A 19,109-nucleotide genomic window follows, 5' to 3' on the forward strand; every position below is an offset into this window, starting at 1 on the left:
TTTTTTTGTAATTTATGACATCAGACGTTGGCCTGATTGAAGTTCATACATCTTTTTGTAGAGCCCGTCTTGTTTCAATAACGATTGATGATTACCTCGTTCGACGATTTCACCTCGATGGAGGACGAGAATCAAGTCGGCATCTTGAATTGTCGAGAGCCGGTGTGCGATGGCAATCGTCGTCCGACCACGTCTCATCCGCTCGAGGGCGAGCTGAACGCGCTCCTCGGTCTCGGTATCAATCGAACTCGTCGCCTCATCCAAAATCAAGATTTTCGGATCCCGGGCGACCGTCCGGGCGAACGCGAGCAATTGCCGTTCCCCGCTCGAGAACGTCGCCCCCCGTTCACCGACCGTATGCCCGTAGCCGGCCTCGAGTTTCTCGACGAACGTATGGGCTTGGACGAACTCAGCTGCTTCCCGGACTTTGTCCGAGTCAATCGTCGGGTTAAATAGTTTTAAGTTGTCCTCAATCGTCCCTGTGAACAAGAACGGGTCTTGGAGCACAAGGCCGACTTTGGCTCGAAGTTCGGCTTCCTCGAACTGCTCAATCGGATGCCCATCGATCGTGATTTGTCCTGATTGATACGGATAGAACCGAGTCAACAAGTTGATGATTGAACTCTTTCCGCTCCCGGTATGACCGACGAGCGCGACTGTCTCTCCCGGCTTGGCGACGAACGAGATGTGTTTCAATACGTCGACTTCTCCGTCATAGCTGAACGTGACGTTTTCGAAGCGTACTTCTCCGGAGCCAATTTCAGCCGTTCCCTCCAAGCTCTTTCCTGGGGCCGGTTCATCCGTGTCCAAGACTTTGAAAACTCGGTCCGCTGAAACGACCGCCTGTTGAAATTCGCTCAAGCGTTGCATGATATCGAGCACGGGACGGAAGATTCGTTCGATATAGCTGATAAAGGCGTAGACGACCCCGACTTGTACTTGCTCGGTCGTTGACAAGACGCCGTAATAGCCGAGCAGCCCGATAATTGAGAAGGCGAGCAACAATTCGATGATCGGTCGCAATAACATACTGTCGAGCTTCAAGTTCCGATAACGTGCTTCTTGGTGGGCCTCGTTCGTCTCTTCGAATTGGCGGACAAGCCGCTCTTCTTGACGGAACTGTTGAACGATTCCCATCCCGTTAATCGACTCATTCAACTGTCCGTTCAATTGTGACAGCAGATCACGCACTTGGGCGAAATACTTCGTCGAGTAGCGACGATACACCCAGATGATGAGCCAGAACAATGGCACGAGCACAAGCCCCATCGTTGCGAGCGTCGGTTCGAGGATATAAAGGAACACGTATGTCCCGAGCAGCTGCACGGCCGATTGGACGAACGTGCTCATCACCCCGACGTAAAGCTCCTTGACCGCCTCGGTGTCGTTCGTAATCCGCGAGACGAGAACGCCTGCTGGCGTCCGGTCGAAATAGGCGAGACGCATGCCCATGACGTGACGGAAAATATCCATCCGAATGTTTTGAACGATTTTTAAGGCAATCTTTTGGAATGAAATCGACTGTAAATAGTCGAAGATGATCGCCGACACATGCAAGACTAAATAAACGACGAGCAATGTGACGACCCAGTTCGTCGGATAGACGCCTGGCGTCACGAACTCGTCAATAAAGACCTTGATTAAAAACGGTCCCGCGAGCTTCGCACCGGTGGCGAGCAACAAAAAGACGAAAGCGAGACTGAGTGGGCGTGAGTAACGATTCGTATAGGCCAATAGACGTTTGATGACCGCCCATTCCTGAACGTCATGCTTCATGGTGGCCACCCCCTTCTACGATTGCTTCGAGCTGTTGACGATCATACGTATCTTTGTACCATCCCGGTTCGCGAATCAAGTCCTGATGCCGGCCCCGTTGGATGATACGACCGTCTTCGAGAACGAGAATCTCGTCGGCGTGCTCGACCGCAGACAGTCGGTGCGCGACAATCAACCGAGATTGATCGGGATTCCCGGCCCGGAAATGCTCGATGATCGCTTCTTCCGTCTTCGCATCGACGGCGGAGAGAGCATCGTCTAGAATCAATACGTCTGCCTCGATCATGAGGGCACGTGCAATCGAGATGCGTTGTTTTTGGCCGCCCGATAGCGTCACGCCCCGTTCGCCTACAAGCGTGGCATAACCTTCTGGTAACCGCATGATGTCATCATGCACTTCGGCGATTTTAGCTACTTCCATAATCTCGTCAAGTTTTGCTTCCGGTTTTCCGAACGCGATATTGTTTGCAATCGAGTCGCTGAACAAGAAATGGTCTTGCGGGACGACGGCGACTTTGTCGAGCAGGAGTGACTTTTTCACCTGTCGGATATTGATGCCCCCGATTTTAATCGTGCCGTCATGGACGTCATACTCCCGCGTCAACAATCGAACGATTGTCGTTTTACCGGAACCGGTCCGCCCGACGATACCGAGCGTGTGGCCGCGTTCGATTCGGAACGTGACGTCCTGCAGGACAGGCGTCTCATCATAGCGGAAGACATGAATGTCCGCCTCAATCTCCGAATGGGCAAGTTTCGCCGCCGCCATCGGGTCATCTTGAATCTCAGGTTTGACGGCGAGCATTCGCTCGATTCGGTCATAAGACGCACGACCGCGTTCGACGATATTGAACAGCCAGCCGAACGCGAGCATCGGCCAAGTGAGCAAACTGAGATACGCCGTGAAACTGACGATTTGACCGATTGTCAGCTCGCCTTGTTCAATCAAATAGGCACCATAGCCAATCGATAAGATATATGAGAGGCCGACGATTCCGAAGATGGTCGGGTCGTATAGGGCATCGATTTTGGCGACGCGGACGTTCTTCGCCATGACTTCGTCGGATAACTTCTCGAACGAGTCGACGTCGCGGCCGACTTCCCCGGCCGATTTCAATACCCGGACACCGCTGACGCTCTCTTGGACTTTATCATTCAGTTCGGAGAATGCCGCCTGAGCGACCCCGAACCGATTATGTAATAGTTTCCCGTATCGTGTCGTTAACGCGACCATGATCGGCAGCGGCAACAGCGCTACGACCGTCAACTTCCAACTAATCGTCGTCACCATCGTGATGATGACGAACGTCCCCATAGTAATGCTGTCGACGAGTGTCAAAATCCCCGCACCCGCCGTCGTCGAGACGGCTTGGACATCGTTCGTCGCATGGGCCATCAAATCCCCGACCCGCGACTTCTTATAAAAGCGTTGATCTAAATCGGTGAAATGGCGATAGAGCTGACTCCGCAACATCCGACCGAGCCGAATCGAAGCCCCAAAGATAAAGTACCGCCAGAAGAAGCGGGCCACATAGTTTCCGATGCCGACGGCCGCGAGCCCGCCGAGCAACATCCACAATAAATCTGTTTCGAGCGATTCTCGGTTGATCTCATCGACGATTCGGCCGATGATGCGTGGCGGCACGAGTTCGAGCGCCGCAACGAACATGAGTAGGACGATACCGAGCGCATACGTCCGCCATTCGAGCTTGAAGAACCAAGCTAATTGTTTGAATACACGAATCTGAAACACCCCCTATGTTGTCTTGAATTCAGACTATTCTTTTAGATTAGCGAAAGTTTGTTCGATTGTCTAACAAAAAATGGATACAAAAAGCACTTTGCGGGCGCAAAGTGCTTCGGTCGATCCGGTTTATTTCTTTTCGTTCTTCATTTGAACGTTCATGGCGCGCATCACTTGGTTGACTTTCTTCTGTGACGGCTTTTGACCCATTTGCATCATCAATGTACGAATCATATCTTCGTTGATCGGTGGGTTCTGTTCGAGGTAGTTCATCATGTATTTACGAGCGATAAAGAAACCGATCGCAATACCCCCGATTAGTGCTGCCACGATCAGAAGAATCCAGAATAATGTACTCAAGGCTTAACCTCCTCTACCATATGAAACATCGTTTTTTACTATACACTATATTACGCTAATTCGCTAGTCGTCTGTAAAAAAAGTGGTGACCCAAAACTCCGGGCCACCACTGATAGTAAGCGATTAAAGTGATTTGACAGCAGCGACGACGTTGTCGACCGACATGCCATATTCTTTCATGAGGAGATCCCCAGGGGCAGAGGCACCGAACTTGTCGATTCCTAGTACTTTACCGCCGAATCCGACGTATTTGTACCAGCCGAGTGTCGCACCCGCTTCAAGCGAGACACGCTTCGTGATTGACGAAGGAAGGACCGACTCTTTGTATTCTGCTGACTGTGCTTCGAACAATTCCCACGAAGGCATCGAGACGACAGCCGCGTTCACGCCGTCAGCCGCGAGTGCTTCGCGAGCTTCGACGAGGACGTGTACTTCAGAACCTGTACCGAGAAGGAGGACGTCCGCCTCGTTCGAGTTACCGGCGACGACGTAGCCACCTTTAGCCGCTTCTTCAATCGACGTGCCTTCGAGTTCTGGCAACGCTTGACGCGTCAAGACGAGAAGTGACGGTGATGATTTCGTCGTGATCGCTTGCTTCCAAGCCGCAATCGTCTCTTTTCCGTCAGCCGGACGGAGAACAGACAAGTTTGGCATCGCACGGAAGCTCATCAAGTGCTCGACCGGTTCGTGTGTCGGGCCGTCTTCGCCGACCGCGATCGAATCGTGTGTCAAGACGAACGTCGATGGGATTCCCATGAGGGCCGCGAGTCGTACCGCTGGACGCAAATAGTCTGAGAAGACGAAGAATGTCGCGCCGTAAGGAAGGACACCACCGTGGAGTGCCATACCGTTGACGGCAGCTGCCATTGCGAATTCACGGACGCCGAACCAGATGTTGCGGCCTGCTGGATCTTCATCGAAGTCCGCAGCACCTTTAATCATCGTGTTGTTCGAGCCTGCGAGGTCAGCCGAGCCACCGAAGAGTGTCGGCACCGCTTTAGCGATTGCGTTCAGTACTTCACCGCTCGTTTGACGTGTCGCTTTCTTCGAACCGATTTCGAACGTTGGCAACTCGCTGTCCCAACCTTCTGGGAGCTCGTTGTTCACTGCACGCTCGAACTGGGCACCGAGTTCAGGGTGTGACGACTTGTAAGCCGCGACGAGTTCGTTCCAGTCCGCTTCCGCTTTGGCACCTGGCTCAACGACTTTCTCGTTGAACAAGTCGTACACTTCGGTCGGTACGTAGAAGTTTTCGCCTTCCCACTTATAGAACTGCTTCGTGAGCTCGATTTCAGCTTCGCCGAGTGGTGCACCGTGTGATGCCGATTTGCCTGACTTGTTCGGTGAACCGAAGCCGATAACCGTCTTCACTTCGATGAGGGTCGGTTTCGACGTTTCCGCCTTCGCTTCGTCGATTGCTTTCGCGATTGTATCGATGTCCGTGCCATCTTCAACGCGAATCACTTGCCAGCCGTAAGCGTTGAAACGATCTTCGACACTTTCTGAGAACGACTTGTGAAGGTCGCCATCGAGTGAGATGTCGTTTGAATCATAAAGGACGACGAGCTTTCCGAGTTTCAAGTGACCAGCGAGTGAGGCAGCTTCTGCCGACACGCCTTCCATCAAGTCACCGTCTCCGCAAATCCCGTATGTGAAGTGGTCAACCACTTTAAACTCATCACGGTTGTAAGTCGCTTCCAAATGCTTTTCAGCCATCGCCATACCGACTGCCATGGCAATCCCTTGGCCAAGCGGTCCAGTCGTCGCGTCGACACCAGGCGTGTGACGGTACTCTGGGTGTCCAGGCGTCTTCGAATCCATTTGACGGAACGATTTGAGGTCGTCGAGTGAAAGGTCGTAACCAGATAAGTGAAGAAGCGAGTACAAGAGCATCGAACCGTGTCCCGCTGAAAGAACGAACCGATCGCGGTTGAACCAGTTCGGGTTTTTCGGGTTGTGACGCATCTTATCCGTCCAAAGTGTGAACGCCATCGGAGCCGCACCCATCGGCATCCCCGGGTGACCAGAGTTCGCTTTTTGGACCGCATCAATCGAGAGCGTCCGAATCGAGTTAATCGCTAATAATTCTTTAGTAGTTGTTTCCACTAATTTCATCCTCTCTGTTGTTACAAAGTTTCTACCCGTCATATTTTAGCATACTCATTCGTGTGTCACAACTAATTAATTAGTATAACACATTGAATGGAATCGTTTACTTCCTTTCGTCCAAAACCAGTCCAATAAGTCCCCCTGATCCCCGTTCGCGTATAACAAACATGCACACCCTATATGAAATAGGATGTGCATTCGTGGTCACTCCGAGCGATGCCGTTTCTGCTCGTCTTTCAATTTTTCAGGCGTTACATCGTTCCCGTCCGGATCGACGACCTTCATCCCCATCATCTGTGATTTGAATGATTGGCGGAACGCTTGCAAATATTGTTGGCGCAGCGCTTGCTGCTCGTCCATCTCTTCTGATGACAGTCCATCTGTCTTGGCTTTGTTGGCGAGAAAATTGATTCGCTCCAACTGTTCAGGTGCTAGCATCAGGCTCGCCCCCTCTCTACTGAATTTGTTCTTCTACTGTACAAAATCAGCGAGCAGGAATCAAGTTTCTGGCACTGATACGTGCTCCAAATAACGACGGTTCACGGTCGCTTTCGACACCTCATAGCCAAAACCACGTAGCGTGGCGGCAATTTCAGCGAACGTCAGTCCGCGCTCGCGCAGTTGGACGATTTCTTCAATCGGGACTTCGATTCGGCTCCGACCGCCTTGATCGTGATGTTGGATGTTGCGGTGCGGGTTGAACCCGTTCGCGACCGCCCGACGCATGCCGCGTGAGATTTTCGCATTATGGATTTTACGCTGGTACTCCTCGACGACACTGACAATTTCAAGCACCATCTTCTCAGCATCCGAGAAAACGTATTCATCGGACGATTGCATCGTCAACAAGCGGACGTTATGTTTCATGAGCGTATGCAAGATGGCGATTTTCGCGTTCCCTCGTCCGAGGCGGCTGTCATCGCTCACGAGCACGGCATCGAGATTAGACGTCGAGACGTGCTCCAACAAATCGAGCAACCCCGTCCGATTGACCTCATACCCACTCTCTTGCTCACTGATCACATCGACGATTTCGGCGTCAAGACGTTTCGCCATCCGCGTCAGTTCGTCCGCTTGGCGACCGAGTGACGTCTCTTGCGTGGACTTGTTCGTCGACACGCGACAATAAATGACGACTCGCATCCCGTCACTTCCTTTCTTTCCATTCGCCCTCTACGATACACAGTTTCGGGGGCTGTTCGCAATCAGAAAAGATTATTCGGCGGCGAACCACGTCGTCTTGTCGTCTTCTTTCTCAGCGCGTTCGGCGAGAAGCTGTGCCTCGAGCGACTCGGCCTCCGTCAAGGCGACTTCTTCTTCGACGCTGTGCTCGATCACCGGTTCGGTCGCGACGACATCGACGTCGTGGCGCATCTCCCCGACCATATAAAACGCGAACATTCCAAGTGCCAACATGCCGACTAAAATGATTCCATTGATTGTGTCTCTCATAACGATTACCTCCTGGGAATAAGAATACACGTTCTCGAGAACGTCTGTTCGTTTATCTGTTCTCATCATAAAACAAGAACTTCTGTTCGGTCAAGTAGAAAAAAACGAACGAATGTTTGTGCGCTCATGTGTTCTTGTGTTAAACTAAACCCATAAAGAATAGGATGCGTTCGCAGGTTATTCGACATAATCGAGGTGAAATCCATTGAAAAAAATGTCAGCAAGACAACAACAGATTCTTGATTTTATAAAAGCCGAGGTCCGGGCGAAAGGGTATCCACCTTCCGTTCGTGAAATCGGAGAGGCAGTCGGACTCGCATCGAGCTCGACCGTCCACGGCCACTTGGACCGTCTAGAGAAGCGTGGATTGATTCGACGTGACAAGACGAAGCCACGTGCCATCGAGATTTTAGATGAAGAGATGTCAGTCGTGGAAGACCATGATGCCGTCATGTACGTGCCGGTCATCGGGAAAGTCACGGCCGGTACGCCGATCACGGCGATTGAGAACGTGGAAGAGCACTTCCCGCTCCCGGCCCACGTCGTCGGTTCCGACAACGTCTACATGCTCTCTGTCTCAGGGGACTCTATGATTAACGCGGGGATCTTGGATGGGGACCGTGTCCTCGTCCGTCAACAGAACACGGCCGACAATGGAGAGATTGTCGTCGCCATGACGGATGAAGGTGAAGCGACCGTGAAGCGGATTTATAAAGAAGCTTCGAAAGTTCGCCTCCAGCCGGAGAACGACGAGCTCGAAGCGATGTATTTCGATAACGTGTCGATTTTAGGGAAGGTCATCGGTGTATACCGCACGATTCACTAATGGCTAGTGGCAAGACACATACCCGTACGAATCTCGTGGCAATCGGTGCTCTTGCGATTGCCACGCCTTTTATTGACATCGATGTTCCGACCGTGTTCCTGCTTGGCGCCCTAATCGGGACGTTCTGGCTCTCCCCGGACCTTGACTTAAAGTCGGACGCCTATTATCGATGGGGACCGCTTCGGGGCTTTTGGCTCCCTTATGTGAAGATTATGCCCCATCGGTCGTTATTCTCGCATTTTCCGCTCTTGAGCGATCTGATCCGGGTCATCTATCTCGGTTTCCCGCTCACGCTCGTGCTCACGGTCACGCCGTATGAGGAAGCTGTCAGATCGTGGCTCGACCTGAACGGGGCAGCATGCTTCTTCGGACTCGCTTTCGCGACGACGCTACATACGACGCTCGACTATGCGTCCACGTTCTTCAAACGTGCGTTTTAAGCAAATGCTTATGCCATACACCCAAAAGGGCAACCCGTCTATTAGACTGGGTTGCCCTTTTTAAACGTCTGAAGATATTAACGGATTAATCATATTCGACAATTCGAATTCCTTCCGACTCAGAAGGTGCTTCAAAAAATGAAGTGACATGATTGAACACTTCTTTTGTGTCAAATGCTGCCCGTTCAGGCATTTCTGTCCGCCTTTTAGCAATTCGTCTCATACACTGCTCGTCGCTAAGATTCAGATAAATCAATTGATGGTCTGCCCCAACCTTGTTCGCTATGACAAGAAACCATTGACGTAGACCGATTGTGTTGGCAGGGAAATCCATCACGACATTTGTCCCTACTTCAAGCATACGCTGGACAGTTGTTTCTACGATTGGTTTGAGCAGTTCAGAGTGTCGTCAGTAATCTTCGAACATATGAATCTGATTAGGATAAAGTGCCTGCAACCACTCATCCTCGGACAACCGTACCGCATGCTCTTCGAGCTCGAGTCGCTTGGATACCGTTGATTTCCCTGCCCCCATCTTCCCACAAAGAAAAAATAATATTCCTTTTCCCATCGTGATCATCTCTCCTGTCCACACAGATTTGGGTGCTGACATCATATTGTTTCGCAAAGTATGATTCAATCATCGCGTTTATACAACATGATATGATTCTCAGCGACTTCGCGTCCATTGACCAGCAAAACGACACGATGCTCACCCGGATAATGTCGGCGCGTCGTCAAATCTGCCCAACTGTGCATCCTGTTCGCTACCAGTCGCGCACCCCCGGCGACGATTTTATTCGCTAGCAGAAATGCCTTACGACTCGCTTTCCCGTTCGCTTTTATGAAATCGATGGCGTATTCGACCCGAATATATGCAGCATCGCCTGGACGAATCGACACATCGTATTGAATCTCGCACGCCTCCCCGATACTGAGCATGTTCGGATGTATCGAAATCGATGCGTTGACGGTTAAATCCGTTTCTTGCGCATAACCGAACAGCGTTAAGGCGTCGGGGTGAGCGGATTTGATCAATGTTCGACACCCATGTCTGATGACCCAATCGGTATGATCATGTTCGCCCTGCCATCGACGCGAGACCGCGAGCACGGCTTCCGGGTGATCTTTCGAGATATCGTTGAGGTTGTTAGCGACACTTTTCCTTACATATAATGATGGGTCTTCTTTCAATAACTCTAAAACCGCCAACACTGGAGCCGGGTCTGCTTTGAACATCGGTAACGATTCCGCCCACGGAAGACGAGGGCGGCAGCCTTCACTCGCCAATCTCCGCACATGCTCATTCGGATGCTTGGCCCATGCCATCATACGATTCATCACTCGCGTCGAATCACGAAGCAGAAAAGGTCGGATCGCGAATTCCGAAGACGATTTCTGCGTGAAGAGTTCGAGCGCTGACATCGAGCGTTCCCAATGTTCTTCCGCCTGTCCATACACTTCTACGAAGTCGGGAAAGAATAAATATGGAAAGCCGACACAATCGTCTGCAATTTCTATCAAGACGTCTATAGCCGACTCGTAGTGTTGAGGTAAGTACTCCCCGAGCTTTGTCGAGATACGGCGCATACGCCCTTTCAGCGCTAACGCTTCCCATGACTCATCTACGATCGATGCGACAAATGCCTCTATGTCAAACGATGGGTAGACGGATTGTACACGTCGTCCAAATCCTAGCAAAAAGTCCTCATGATATACCTCTCTTAACGGTGCTGCCACGTCTTCCACCTCCTTCAGTTTCGTCTAGTCCGCTCATCTAGCCATACATGCTTCCTCATTATATAGACTGATAGAAAAAGAGTCCTGAACGAGTCTTCACAAGAAGAACTCATTCAGGACTCTGATTGATAGGGTTAACGTCCCCAGTTCATCGACTTAGTAGAGCGTCATGTACTGATCGCGTTCCCACTCTGTTACTTGGGTGCGGAACATATCCCACTCGATTTCTTTCAACTCGAGGAAGTGTTCACCGATGTGGTCACCGAGAGCATCCATCACGACTTTATCGGCACGGAGTACTTCGAGTGCGTCAAAGAGTGTAGCCGGAAGATCATCGATTCCGTTGGCAACACGTTCTGGCTTGTCCATCACGTAGATGTTGCTGTCAATCGGCTTCGGTGCCGTCATGTCTTTCTCGATTCCGTCGAGGCCAGAAGCCAAGAGCGTCGACAAGGCGAGATACGGGTTCGCCGCTGGGTCAACCGAACGCACTTCGATACGCGTCGAGAGGCCACGGGCCGCCGGTACACGAACGAGTGGTGAACGGTTGCGCGCGCTCCATGCTACATAGCAAGGTGCTTCGTAACCAGGCACGAGGCGCTTGTACGAGTTGACAGTCGGGTTACAGACAGCCGTGAACGCACGAGCGTGCTCGAGAATCCCTGCCGTGAAGGCGCGGGCTGTATCTGATAATTCCATGTCGCCGTTCGGGTCGTAGAAGACGTTCGTGTCACCTTTGAAGAGCGACATGTTGGCGTGCATCCCTGAACCGTTGACACCGAAGAGTGGCTTCGGCATGAACGTCGCGTGAAGACCATATTTCGCTGCAATCGTCTTGACGACGAGTTTGAACGTTTGGATGTTATCAGCCGTCGTGACCGCATCTGCGTATTTGAAGTCGATTTCGTGCTGACCTGGTGCGACTTCGTGGTGTGATGCTTCGATTTCGAAGCCCATGTTTTCGAGCTCGATGACGATCTCTTTACGGCAGTTCTCGCCGAGGTCGACCGGTGCCAAGTCGAAGTAACCGCCTTGGTCGTTAAGTTCGAGTGTCGGTTTGCCGTTCAAGTCTTTCTTGAAGAGGAAGAACTCAGGCTCTGGTCCGACGTTGAACGCTGTGAAGCCGAGCTTTTGCATGCGCTCGAGGTTACGCTTCAAGCTGCCGCGCGGGTCACCGCTGAACGGTGTGCCGTCCGGGTTATAAATATCACAAATCAAGCGAGCGACTTTACCGCTGCCGTCTGTCCACGGGAAGACAACCCATGTGTCGAGGTCTGGATAGAGGTACATGTCTGATTCCTCGATGCGTACGAAGCCTTCGATCGAAGAGCCGTCGAACATCATCTTGTTATCAAGTGCTTTGTTCAATTGGCTGATCGGCACCTCGACGTTTTTAATCGTACCGAGGATATCCGTGAATTGAAGACGAATAAAGCGTACGTCCTCTTCTTGTGCGATCCGTTTGATGTCTTCTTTCGTGAACGTTTTTCTGGCCATGGTAAAATGTCCCCTCTCACATTGTGTAATGGTTAATGTACTGGCGTCATCGATAAAAACGTGACAACTCACCTTGAATGAGCGACGTCTTATTGAAACGGCCAGCTTCTTGAAGCTGTGTTTTCAATAATTTGTGTAACTCTTGTTCAGAGATCTTTGGTGGTTCCTCGACCGGTGCTTTTGGTGATTCCACTTCTTTGGCGTCCGCATTGTCGAGCATATGGCGAATCGCCGCCAAATTGAAGCCTTGATCGATAAAATCCTTGATCGCGAGTAGACGTTCGACATCATTAAAGGAATAGAGCCGTCGTTTCGATTCCGTCCGACTAGGCGAAATCAGACCCTGTTCTTCATAGTACCGAATCTGCCTACCTGTCAGTTGGGTCAAATCTTGAACGATTCCTATCGGAAACAACGGGTTGGAGCGACGAAATTGATCGGCCATCTCTTACCCCTCCTTTTCTGTCTCACACTGTGAGAATAATACATGACAACTAACCTGTCAAGAGATGTTAAGAAAGTTAACATGACATTTCGGTTACAACTTTTGTGAGATTTTGTCACGGTCAAATGTGACGAGCTCTTTCGTCCGCAATTGGCTCAAGGCGAGCATGAGCGCGACCTTGACGTGGGCGTACGTCAAGCCGCCTTGCACGTAGGCCGTGTAAGGGGCACGGAGCGGTCCATCGGCCGATAGTTCAATCGACGAGCCTTGAATGAACGTCCCGGCCGCCATGATCACATCATCTTCATAGCCCGGCATATAGGCCGGTACCGGCAACGCATGGGCATTGACCGGTGACGCCATCTGGATGCTCTGACAGAACGCGATCATTTTGTCGCGATCGCGGAACGTCACGGATTGAATCAAATCGGTCCGAGGCGTCGTGTAGTGCGGGTCGGTCTCGAAACCGAGCAATCCGAGCAGGCTTGCCGTCAAGTGAGCCCCTTTCAAGGCTTGGGCGACCGTGTGCGGCGCCATGTAAAACCCTTGATACATCTCTTGGAGCGAATAGAGTGACGGACCGGCCTCGCTGCCGATACCCGGCGTCGTCATGCGGAACGAGCAGCGTTCGACGAGTTTTTTCGTCCCGGCGATATAGCCACCCGTCTTCGCCAAACCGCCACCCGGGTTCTTGATGAGCGAGCCTGCCATGAGATCGGCCCCGACGTGGGTCGGTTCGATCGTCTCGACGAACTCGCCGTAGCAGTTATCGACGAATACGAAGACGTGCGGATGCGCCGCTTTGATTTTTGCGATTGCATCCCCAATTTCTTGGACCGGAATGCTGCGTCGGTTGGCGTATCCTTTCGAACGCTGGATCCCGACGAGCTTCGTCTCAGGCCGAATCCGTGCGATGACGGTCTCGACATCGATTTCGTCGTCTTTCAACTCGACCGTGTCGTAGCCGACACCGAGCTCTTTGAGCGAACCGCGACCGTCTCCCCGAATCCCTACGATCTCTTCGAGCGTATCGTACGGTTTGCCGGTAATATAGAGCAATTCATCCCCTGGCAACAACACACCGAACAAGGCGATCCCGATGGCGTGCGTCCCCGAAATGATTTGCGGGCGGCACAGGGCGAGGTCCGCCCCGAACACGTCGGCATAAATCGATTCGAGCGTGTCGCGTCCCATATCGTCATAGCCGTACCCGGTCGTCGGATTGAAATGGAAATCCGACACTTTATGCTTCTTAAACGACTCGAGGACACGGTATTGGTTGAACTCCGCTGTCGCCTCAATCGTTTCAAAATATGGTTTTACCCGTGCTTCCGCCTCGGTCACGAACGGGGCCAATTCATCATAATACGCAATCTTTTCTTGCCACATCATTGTTTCACACCTCAAATTGTTTCAGCGTCGCATAAAGACGCGTGTCTTCTCTCATATAACCGACAAGTTCGACCGAACCGTCATCGAGGAACTTCTCCTCGAGCCGATACATCGAGTCTTTGGCCGGATGGTAATGCTCGAACGAGCGGACCGGCAAGATGACGTGTACTTTCGTCAACACATCCGCAATCTTATCTTCGATCGCGCCGATGAGCGTCTCGATATCGTTCGAGTCGAGCGCCGAGATGACGAGCGGTCCGCCGACGAAGTCTTCGGTCAACCGGTCTTTCTTATTGTATACCTCGAGCTGCGGCAACTCACTCGCGCCGAGTTCCGTTAAGACCGAGTTGGTCGTGTCGATCTGGTTCATGTAGTGCGGGTTTGACGAATCGATGACGTGCAAGACGAGGTCAGCCCCGAGCACTTCCTCGAGCGTCGAGCGGAACGCGGCGACGAGTTTCGTCGGCAAGTCGCGAATAAATCCGACCGTATCCGTGATGAGCACTTTCCCGCCGCGTGGCAATTCGAGCTCACGCGTGAGCGGATCGAGCGTCGCGAACAATTCGTCCTGTTCGTACGTATCGGCGTCCGTCAAGCGGTTGAAAATTGTTGATTTTCCGGCGTTCGTATATCCGACGAGCGCGACTTGGAACACACGGTTCTCTTTCCGACGTTCGCGGTAACGGTCACGGTGCGCGACGGTGCCTTCGAGATTTTTCTTAATCTCATCGATGCGGCGCTTGATGTGCCGGCGGTCCGACTCGAGTTTCGTTTCACCCGGTCCCCGTGTCCCGATTCCGCCACCGAGACGTGACAGTTGCGTGCCTTGTCCGATTAAACGCGGGAGCAGGTAGTTCATCTGGGCGAGCTCGACTTGGAGCTTCCCTTCTTTCGATTGGGCCCGTCCGGCAAAGATGTCTAGAATCAATTGCGTCCGGTCAATCAGTTTCATCTCGTCCGGGTCGTTCAGCGAGATGCGGATGTTCTTCGACTGGGCTGGCGACAGCTCGGCGTTGAAAATGACGATGTCCGGCTCAAACTGTTCGATGAGCACCGCGAGCTCCTCGACTTTCCCTTTCCCGATGAACGTGCGGCGGTCGACTTGTTGCCGTTTCTGGTCGAGACGGGCGACGACCTCACCTCGTGCCGTATCGACCAATTCGACGAGTTCCCCCATCGATTGTTCATATGTCCAATCGTCGACAGTCGGTAATTGACATCCGACGATAATGACTTTCTCTCGTTGCATAAAAATCCCTCATTCCTATAAGTCTCATCCTCCATCTTACCACGAAACGGCGAATGGAGAACGTCCGTTTGTGGTACGATATGAGGAGAAGGAGGAACGTCCATGACGAAACGTAGAAAAGAGTATCCATTGCCTGAATATATCGAGGCGTACTTGTTCCATCTCGGCGCGAGCGGCCGTCAACCGTCGACGCTGAAACGCTATCGATACGACTTGATCGATGTGCACAAATACTTTCATGACCATAACGTCGAGCTCGATGCCCCGGAGGCGTGGCTCGCCGTCCCGCTCGAATCGTGGAAGACGTTCGTCAACGACTTCCTCATCGAAGAGAAGCAATACCAACAGGCGACGGTCGCCCGAATCGTCACCGTCATCAATAGCCTGACCGTCTTTTTAAATCCGCTCCGGAAAAAGATGCTCGCCTATGCCCAACCGGCTCATACGCTCACCGTCGACCAGATTGCCTTGCCGACCGAGTTCAGCAAGCTCGTCCGGACAATCCGTTCGACAAGCGGGCTGAGTGAGAACCAGCTTCAGGCGCATCCGTATCTCGTCAATCGGAACGAGCTAATCGTCACGTTGTTCTATAAATATGGACTCCGGGTGCACCATATCATCCGTCTTCGGATGAACGACCTGCATCTCGCGAGCCATGAATTCGACGTCTATGACCGGCTCGGCAACCGGTTCACGTTGAAACTCAGTCAAGAGGACCAGACACTCCTTATGAACTATTTGGCTGACATCCCGACGCCGGTCCGTCCGCGTTGGTACTCGGACGATCCCGTCTTCGTCTCGTTCGACTTCTCCCGGATGACGTTCCGTTGGGTGTATGCGAAGAACCAGCCGAAACAGCTGACGATCGTCATGATTACGAAGATGATGCGCCAATTGAATGAACGCAGCGGTCTCAGCCGTTCGGTCACACCGTCGATGCTCCGGAACGCCCACGTCTTGAAGACGTATGCGATCGACATGACGTCACTTGAACGGATGAACGTGACGTGTATGCATAAAGAGTCATCGCTCCGGCGCTATGAGCAGGCGTATGCGGAGTTCGGCGCAACGCTCTATGAATCAGGGGGCGTCACCCCGTAACCCGTCGTCATCTTTGCAGGTGACGGCTTTTTTTACTTGATGATCCGAAAGGTGGGCGTACCGTGTTTTTTCAAAAAATCCAATCTGCTCTCATCAGTCTATTCATTATTCCTTTCGTGTTGCCGCTCTTCTTTCCCTACGCGCTCGATTTGTCATATGGACCGAGCGTGGCCGTCTATTTGCTCTATGCGATCCCCATCGTGTTCATCTACGGGACGTTCACCTCTATACTGTCCGAGTATATAAGCCAAAAGACGCCATTCCGTTCGAAACGGGTGACGTATTTCGTGTTCCATCTGATTGCTGGCTGGTTGTTCGTGGTCCCATATGGACTGTTATTCGATCCATCCATCTTCGAGACAGGTATATTCAACCTCGCATCGTTACTTGGCGTGTCGAGCGCCTTCATTTTCTATGCGGTCGACCAACTGCTTGGCCATCATTTCAAAACGCTGTAGTCAGTGGGCCCACTCATTTCGCAACAAGCCGTATACGACGTGGTCGACGTAGCGGTCATATAGCCACTCCGCGTTGCGAAGCACCCCTTCTTCGAGGAAACCGAACCGTTCCGGCAAGGCCCGACTCTTCACGTTTCCGGTCGCGACCCGAATCTCAATTTTATCAAGTTTCAAGTCACGGAACCCGTAATCAATGACCGTCTCGAGCGCTTGACTCATAATGCCCTTCCCTTGAAAATCTTGGCCGAGCCAATAGCCGACCGTGCCGCACTTGATGCCTCGGTCGATATCGTTGAAGCCGATTGTCCCGGCGAGCTCACCCTGATACACAATCGCGAACGATTTCGGATAGCCGCCCGTCTCCATCAATCCTTTAATTCGCCCTTCGATGTTTTGTCGTGAATCCTCGACCGTCTCGGTGTAATCGAGCCAACCGAGCCACTCGCGAAGGTATGGCTTCGACGCCATCGTCAACTGGAACAACGCCTCCGCGTCATCGATGGTGAACATTCGTAGTTGAAGCTGGTCATTAATGTCATAGTGTAACATGTCGTTTCCCCCTCTTACTTTCCAATTATTGTGTTCTTCATCATTTTATCGTAAACTATTTGTAAATAATTTGAAAGCGGTGAAAGTATGTAAGTCGACATCATGTCATCCACCCAAAATTGAATAGTTCTGGAGGAGAGTCATGATGAAGTCGTTTTACCTGCTGCTGGTCAGTCAATGGCTGGCCAATATTGGTGACGTGCTTTATATCGTCGCCTTGATCGCTTTATTATATCAACAGACCGGTTCCGCCCTGGCTGCGGCCAGTTTCCCGATTGCCGTCACAATCGGCATGACCGTGAGCGGTCTGTTCTTTGCCCGCGTCTTATCTCGGTTCACCCTCGGTCAGACGCTGCTCGTCACGCAACTGTTGAAGACGACCTTGCTCGGGGCCGTCATTTGGTCGGAGTCGATTCTCGTCCTCGGCCTCGTCGTGCTCATCGCCTTCTTGGATGGGTTCGCCCGTCCGGTCCAAGCGTCGTTCATCCCCCGGCTGACGACGAATCGCCAACAAGCGAACAGTCTCGTCCAAGGGTCGAACCAGTTCATCCAGCTGGCGATGTGGCCGCTCGGTACGATGGTCGTCGCTTCGTTTTCAAGCGCGATTGCCTTGACCGTCGCGTTGATGTTATTCATGCTCTCGACGCTCGTCACGCTTCGCTTCGTCCGTTCACTCGACCGCGACGTGACGGTAGAAGATGGTGAATCAGACATTTCCCTTAGAGACAGCCTCGCCATCGTGCGAACAGTACCTCATGCTCGATTAATCACGGTATTCGTCACGTTCGAGTCTTTCGTCAGCACGCTCTGGATTTCGGCGCTTTTGCTCGTCTATCTGGAACGACACCTCTACATCGATACGGGCTGGTGGGGGACGATGAACGCGAGCTACTTGATCAGCATGATTCTGGCCAGTGCATACTTGTATCGCGCTCAACGGACCAGTTCGCTTGCTTTCAGCTCCCTACTGTCGGTCGGGGCTGCCTTGTTGTTCGGCGTGACGTCTCATATCGTGTTCGCACTCATTGCGCTCGCAATTCAAGGATACGCCACCCAACTCCGCATCATCCAGACGAACACGGTGCTCCAAGAAACGACACCTGCCTCGCAACTTCCGTACGTCTATAGCGTCCAACAGACGGCTTATACCCTCGCCTTCAGCATCGGCAGCCTGACGTTTGGAATGCTCGCGGACGGATTGCCGATTGCCATCGTCTATTTGATTGGCGCAGGTCTGACCGTCCCGCTCATCTGGCTAGGTCGACAAATCGATTTGACGGAAGATGTGATTCAATCTGCATAATAAGACGGCGCCTTCTTGCTTTGAGAGGGCGCCTGTTTTTAAACTTATTTCGGTTGCTTCAGATTCATTCTGCATAGCGTATACTAAAAGAAAACGCTGATTAGGAGGAAGCTAAATATGAATACGTTATCAAATCATGAAAAAGACGAGATATTGCAAACTCTGCATGTTCGATTTAATGACCACCCGGAACGGCATCCTGATTTCACTTGGCACGACGTCTTGACGCGTCTTCAAGCAAACGACCAGAAACTCGGCGTGCTTGCCGAGATGGAACGGACTAGCGGTGAGCCAGATGTCATTCGACTTCCGAATGGTGCCTTAGCTTTTTGCGACTGCTCACCTGAAAGCCCGAGTGGCAGACGCAGCCTCTGCTATGACGATGCGGCGTTAGCGGCACGAAAAAAAAACAAACCGGATGGGAGTGCCGTCGCATCAGCTGAGAAGATGGGAATCGAGCTACTCGACGAAGCAACGTATCGCCATCTGCAGACGCTCGGCACGTTCGACTTGAAGACGTCGAGCTGGATTGCCACCCCGGAATCGATTCGTCAAAAAGGCGGCGCCTTATTCTGCGACCGGCGCTACGACCAGATCTTCGTCTATCATAATGGTGCCGATTCGTATTATGCGGCCCGAGGATTCCGCGGAATGTTCATCCTTTAAGC

General features: G+C 52.1%; 19 protein-coding genes and 1 pseudogene. 6 read left to right on the forward strand and 14 right to left on the reverse strand.

What is annotated here, in order from left to right; translation table 11 throughout:
• Nucleotides 1-12 precede the first annotated feature (12 nt).
• The 7 genes from KNP80_RS00385 to KNP80_RS00415 all read right to left on the reverse strand — a co-directional run bounded on the left by KNP80_RS00385 (nucleotide 13) and on the right by KNP80_RS00415 (nucleotide 7,441).
• Complete coding sequence (locus KNP80_RS00385) at nucleotides 13-1,776, reverse strand: ABC transporter ATP-binding protein (RefSeq protein WP_021067582.1); 1,764 nt, start codon at nucleotides 1,774-1,776, stop codon at nucleotides 13-15.
• A complete protein-coding gene (locus KNP80_RS00390) occupies nucleotides 1,766-3,520 on the reverse strand; it encodes an ABC transporter transmembrane domain-containing protein (RefSeq protein ID WP_214832251.1) in 1,755 nt (584 codons plus the stop codon). Before KNP80_RS00390 ends, KNP80_RS00385 begins: the two co-directional genes overlap by 11 nt.
• A gap of 129 nt (nucleotides 3,521-3,649) precedes the next feature.
• Nucleotides 3,650-3,880: a YneF family protein gene (locus tag KNP80_RS00395; protein ID WP_021067584.1), complete on the reverse strand. Its 231-nt coding sequence runs from the start codon at nucleotides 3,878-3,880 to the stop codon at nucleotides 3,650-3,652.
• A 123-nt stretch (nucleotides 3,881-4,003) separates the two neighbouring features.
• Nucleotides 4,004-5,995, reverse strand: coding sequence for a transketolase (gene tkt, locus KNP80_RS00400; protein ID WP_214831770.1), 1,992 nt, complete (start codon nucleotides 5,993-5,995; stop codon nucleotides 4,004-4,006).
• 198 nt (nucleotides 5,996-6,193) lie between these two features.
• Nucleotides 6,194-6,427: a DUF896 domain-containing protein gene (locus KNP80_RS00405; protein ID WP_021067586.1), complete on the reverse strand. Its 234-nt coding sequence runs from the start codon at nucleotides 6,425-6,427 to the stop codon at nucleotides 6,194-6,196.
• A gap of 60 nt (nucleotides 6,428-6,487) precedes the next feature.
• Complete coding sequence (locus KNP80_RS00410; protein ID WP_214720224.1) at nucleotides 6,488-7,132, reverse strand: YneB family resolvase-like protein; 645 nt, start codon at nucleotides 7,130-7,132, stop codon at nucleotides 6,488-6,490.
• 72 nt (nucleotides 7,133-7,204) lie between these two features.
• Complete coding sequence (locus KNP80_RS00415) at nucleotides 7,205-7,441, reverse strand: hypothetical protein (protein WP_021067588.1); 237 nt, start codon at nucleotides 7,439-7,441, stop codon at nucleotides 7,205-7,207.
• Between the two features lie 205 nt (nucleotides 7,442-7,646).
• On the opposite strand from KNP80_RS00415, the gene lexA reads away from it, so the two are divergent.
• Complete coding sequence (gene lexA, locus KNP80_RS00420) at nucleotides 7,647-8,267, forward strand: transcriptional repressor LexA (RefSeq protein ID WP_021067589.1); 621 nt, start codon at nucleotides 7,647-7,649, stop codon at nucleotides 8,265-8,267.
• On the forward strand, nucleotides 8,267-8,707 hold the full coding sequence (locus KNP80_RS00425) for a metal-binding protein (protein ID WP_214720225.1): 441 nt from the start codon (nucleotides 8,267-8,269) through the stop codon (nucleotides 8,705-8,707). The genes lexA and KNP80_RS00425 overlap by 1 nt, the downstream gene beginning before the upstream one ends.
• A gap of 85 nt (nucleotides 8,708-8,792) precedes the next feature.
• On the opposite strand, the pseudogene KNP80_RS00430 reads toward KNP80_RS00425, so the two are convergent.
• From KNP80_RS00430 to hflX, 6 genes and pseudogenes are all read right to left on the reverse strand, one after another.
• Nucleotides 8,793-9,323: pseudogene (locus KNP80_RS00430) on the reverse strand (P-loop nucleotide/nucleoside kinase family protein).
• A gap of 20 nt (nucleotides 9,324-9,343) precedes the next feature.
• Complete coding sequence (locus tag KNP80_RS00435; RefSeq protein WP_214833401.1) at nucleotides 9,344-10,447, reverse strand: DNA alkylation repair protein; 1,104 nt, start codon at nucleotides 10,445-10,447, stop codon at nucleotides 9,344-9,346.
• A 156-nt stretch (nucleotides 10,448-10,603) separates the two neighbouring features.
• Nucleotides 10,604-11,944: a type I glutamate--ammonia ligase gene (glnA, locus tag KNP80_RS00440; RefSeq protein ID WP_214831772.1), complete on the reverse strand. Its 1,341-nt coding sequence runs from the start codon at nucleotides 11,942-11,944 to the stop codon at nucleotides 10,604-10,606.
• A 46-nt stretch (nucleotides 11,945-11,990) separates the two neighbouring features.
• Nucleotides 11,991-12,389, reverse strand: coding sequence for a MerR family transcriptional regulator (locus tag KNP80_RS00445; protein WP_214761285.1), 399 nt, complete (start codon nucleotides 12,387-12,389; stop codon nucleotides 11,991-11,993).
• 93 nt (nucleotides 12,390-12,482) lie between these two features.
• A complete protein-coding gene (locus tag KNP80_RS00450) occupies nucleotides 12,483-13,778 on the reverse strand; it encodes a methionine gamma-lyase family protein (RefSeq protein ID WP_214832253.1) in 1,296 nt (431 codons plus the stop codon).
• 7 nt (nucleotides 13,779-13,785) lie between these two features.
• The gene (hflX, locus tag KNP80_RS00455; protein ID WP_021067595.1) at nucleotides 13,786-15,030 is read right to left on the reverse strand and encodes a GTPase HflX; all 1,245 of its coding nucleotides are present in this window, start codon (nucleotides 15,028-15,030) and stop codon (nucleotides 13,786-13,788) included.
• A 102-nt stretch (nucleotides 15,031-15,132) separates the two neighbouring features.
• On the opposite strand from hflX, the gene KNP80_RS00460 reads away from it, so the two are divergent.
• Both KNP80_RS00460 and KNP80_RS00465 read left to right on the forward strand, forming a co-directional pair.
• The gene (locus tag KNP80_RS00460; RefSeq protein WP_214831773.1) at nucleotides 15,133-16,131 is read left to right on the forward strand and encodes a site-specific integrase; all 999 of its coding nucleotides are present in this window, start codon (nucleotides 15,133-15,135) and stop codon (nucleotides 16,129-16,131) included.
• Between the two features lie 62 nt (nucleotides 16,132-16,193).
• Nucleotides 16,194-16,589 (forward strand): hypothetical protein, encoded by a 396-nt coding sequence (locus tag KNP80_RS00465; RefSeq protein WP_214831775.1) that lies wholly within the window; start codon nucleotides 16,194-16,196, stop codon nucleotides 16,587-16,589.
• Here the strand turns inward: KNP80_RS00465 and KNP80_RS00470 are convergent, their stop codons facing one another.
• A complete protein-coding gene (locus KNP80_RS00470; protein WP_214720230.1) occupies nucleotides 16,590-17,138 on the reverse strand; it encodes a GNAT family N-acetyltransferase in 549 nt (182 codons plus the stop codon).
• Between the two features lie 145 nt (nucleotides 17,139-17,283).
• Here KNP80_RS00470 and KNP80_RS00475 point away from each other — a divergent pair, with 145 nt between their 5' ends.
• Nucleotides 17,284-18,441, forward strand: a complete 1,158-nt coding sequence (locus KNP80_RS00475) for an MFS transporter (RefSeq protein WP_214831777.1) — start codon at nucleotides 17,284-17,286, stop codon at nucleotides 18,439-18,441.
• 117 nt (nucleotides 18,442-18,558) lie between these two features.
• Entirely contained in the window at nucleotides 18,559-19,107 is a 549-nt protein-coding gene (locus KNP80_RS00480) for a DUF4256 domain-containing protein (protein WP_029595342.1), read from the forward strand.
• Nucleotides 19,108-19,109: the final 2 nt, after the last annotated feature.

Origin of the sequence: Exiguobacterium sp. E4787, from assembly GCF_018618375.1 — a bacterium.
GTDB classification, from domain to species: Bacteria; Bacillota; Bacilli; order Exiguobacteriales; family Exiguobacteriaceae; genus Exiguobacterium; species Exiguobacterium chiriqhucha.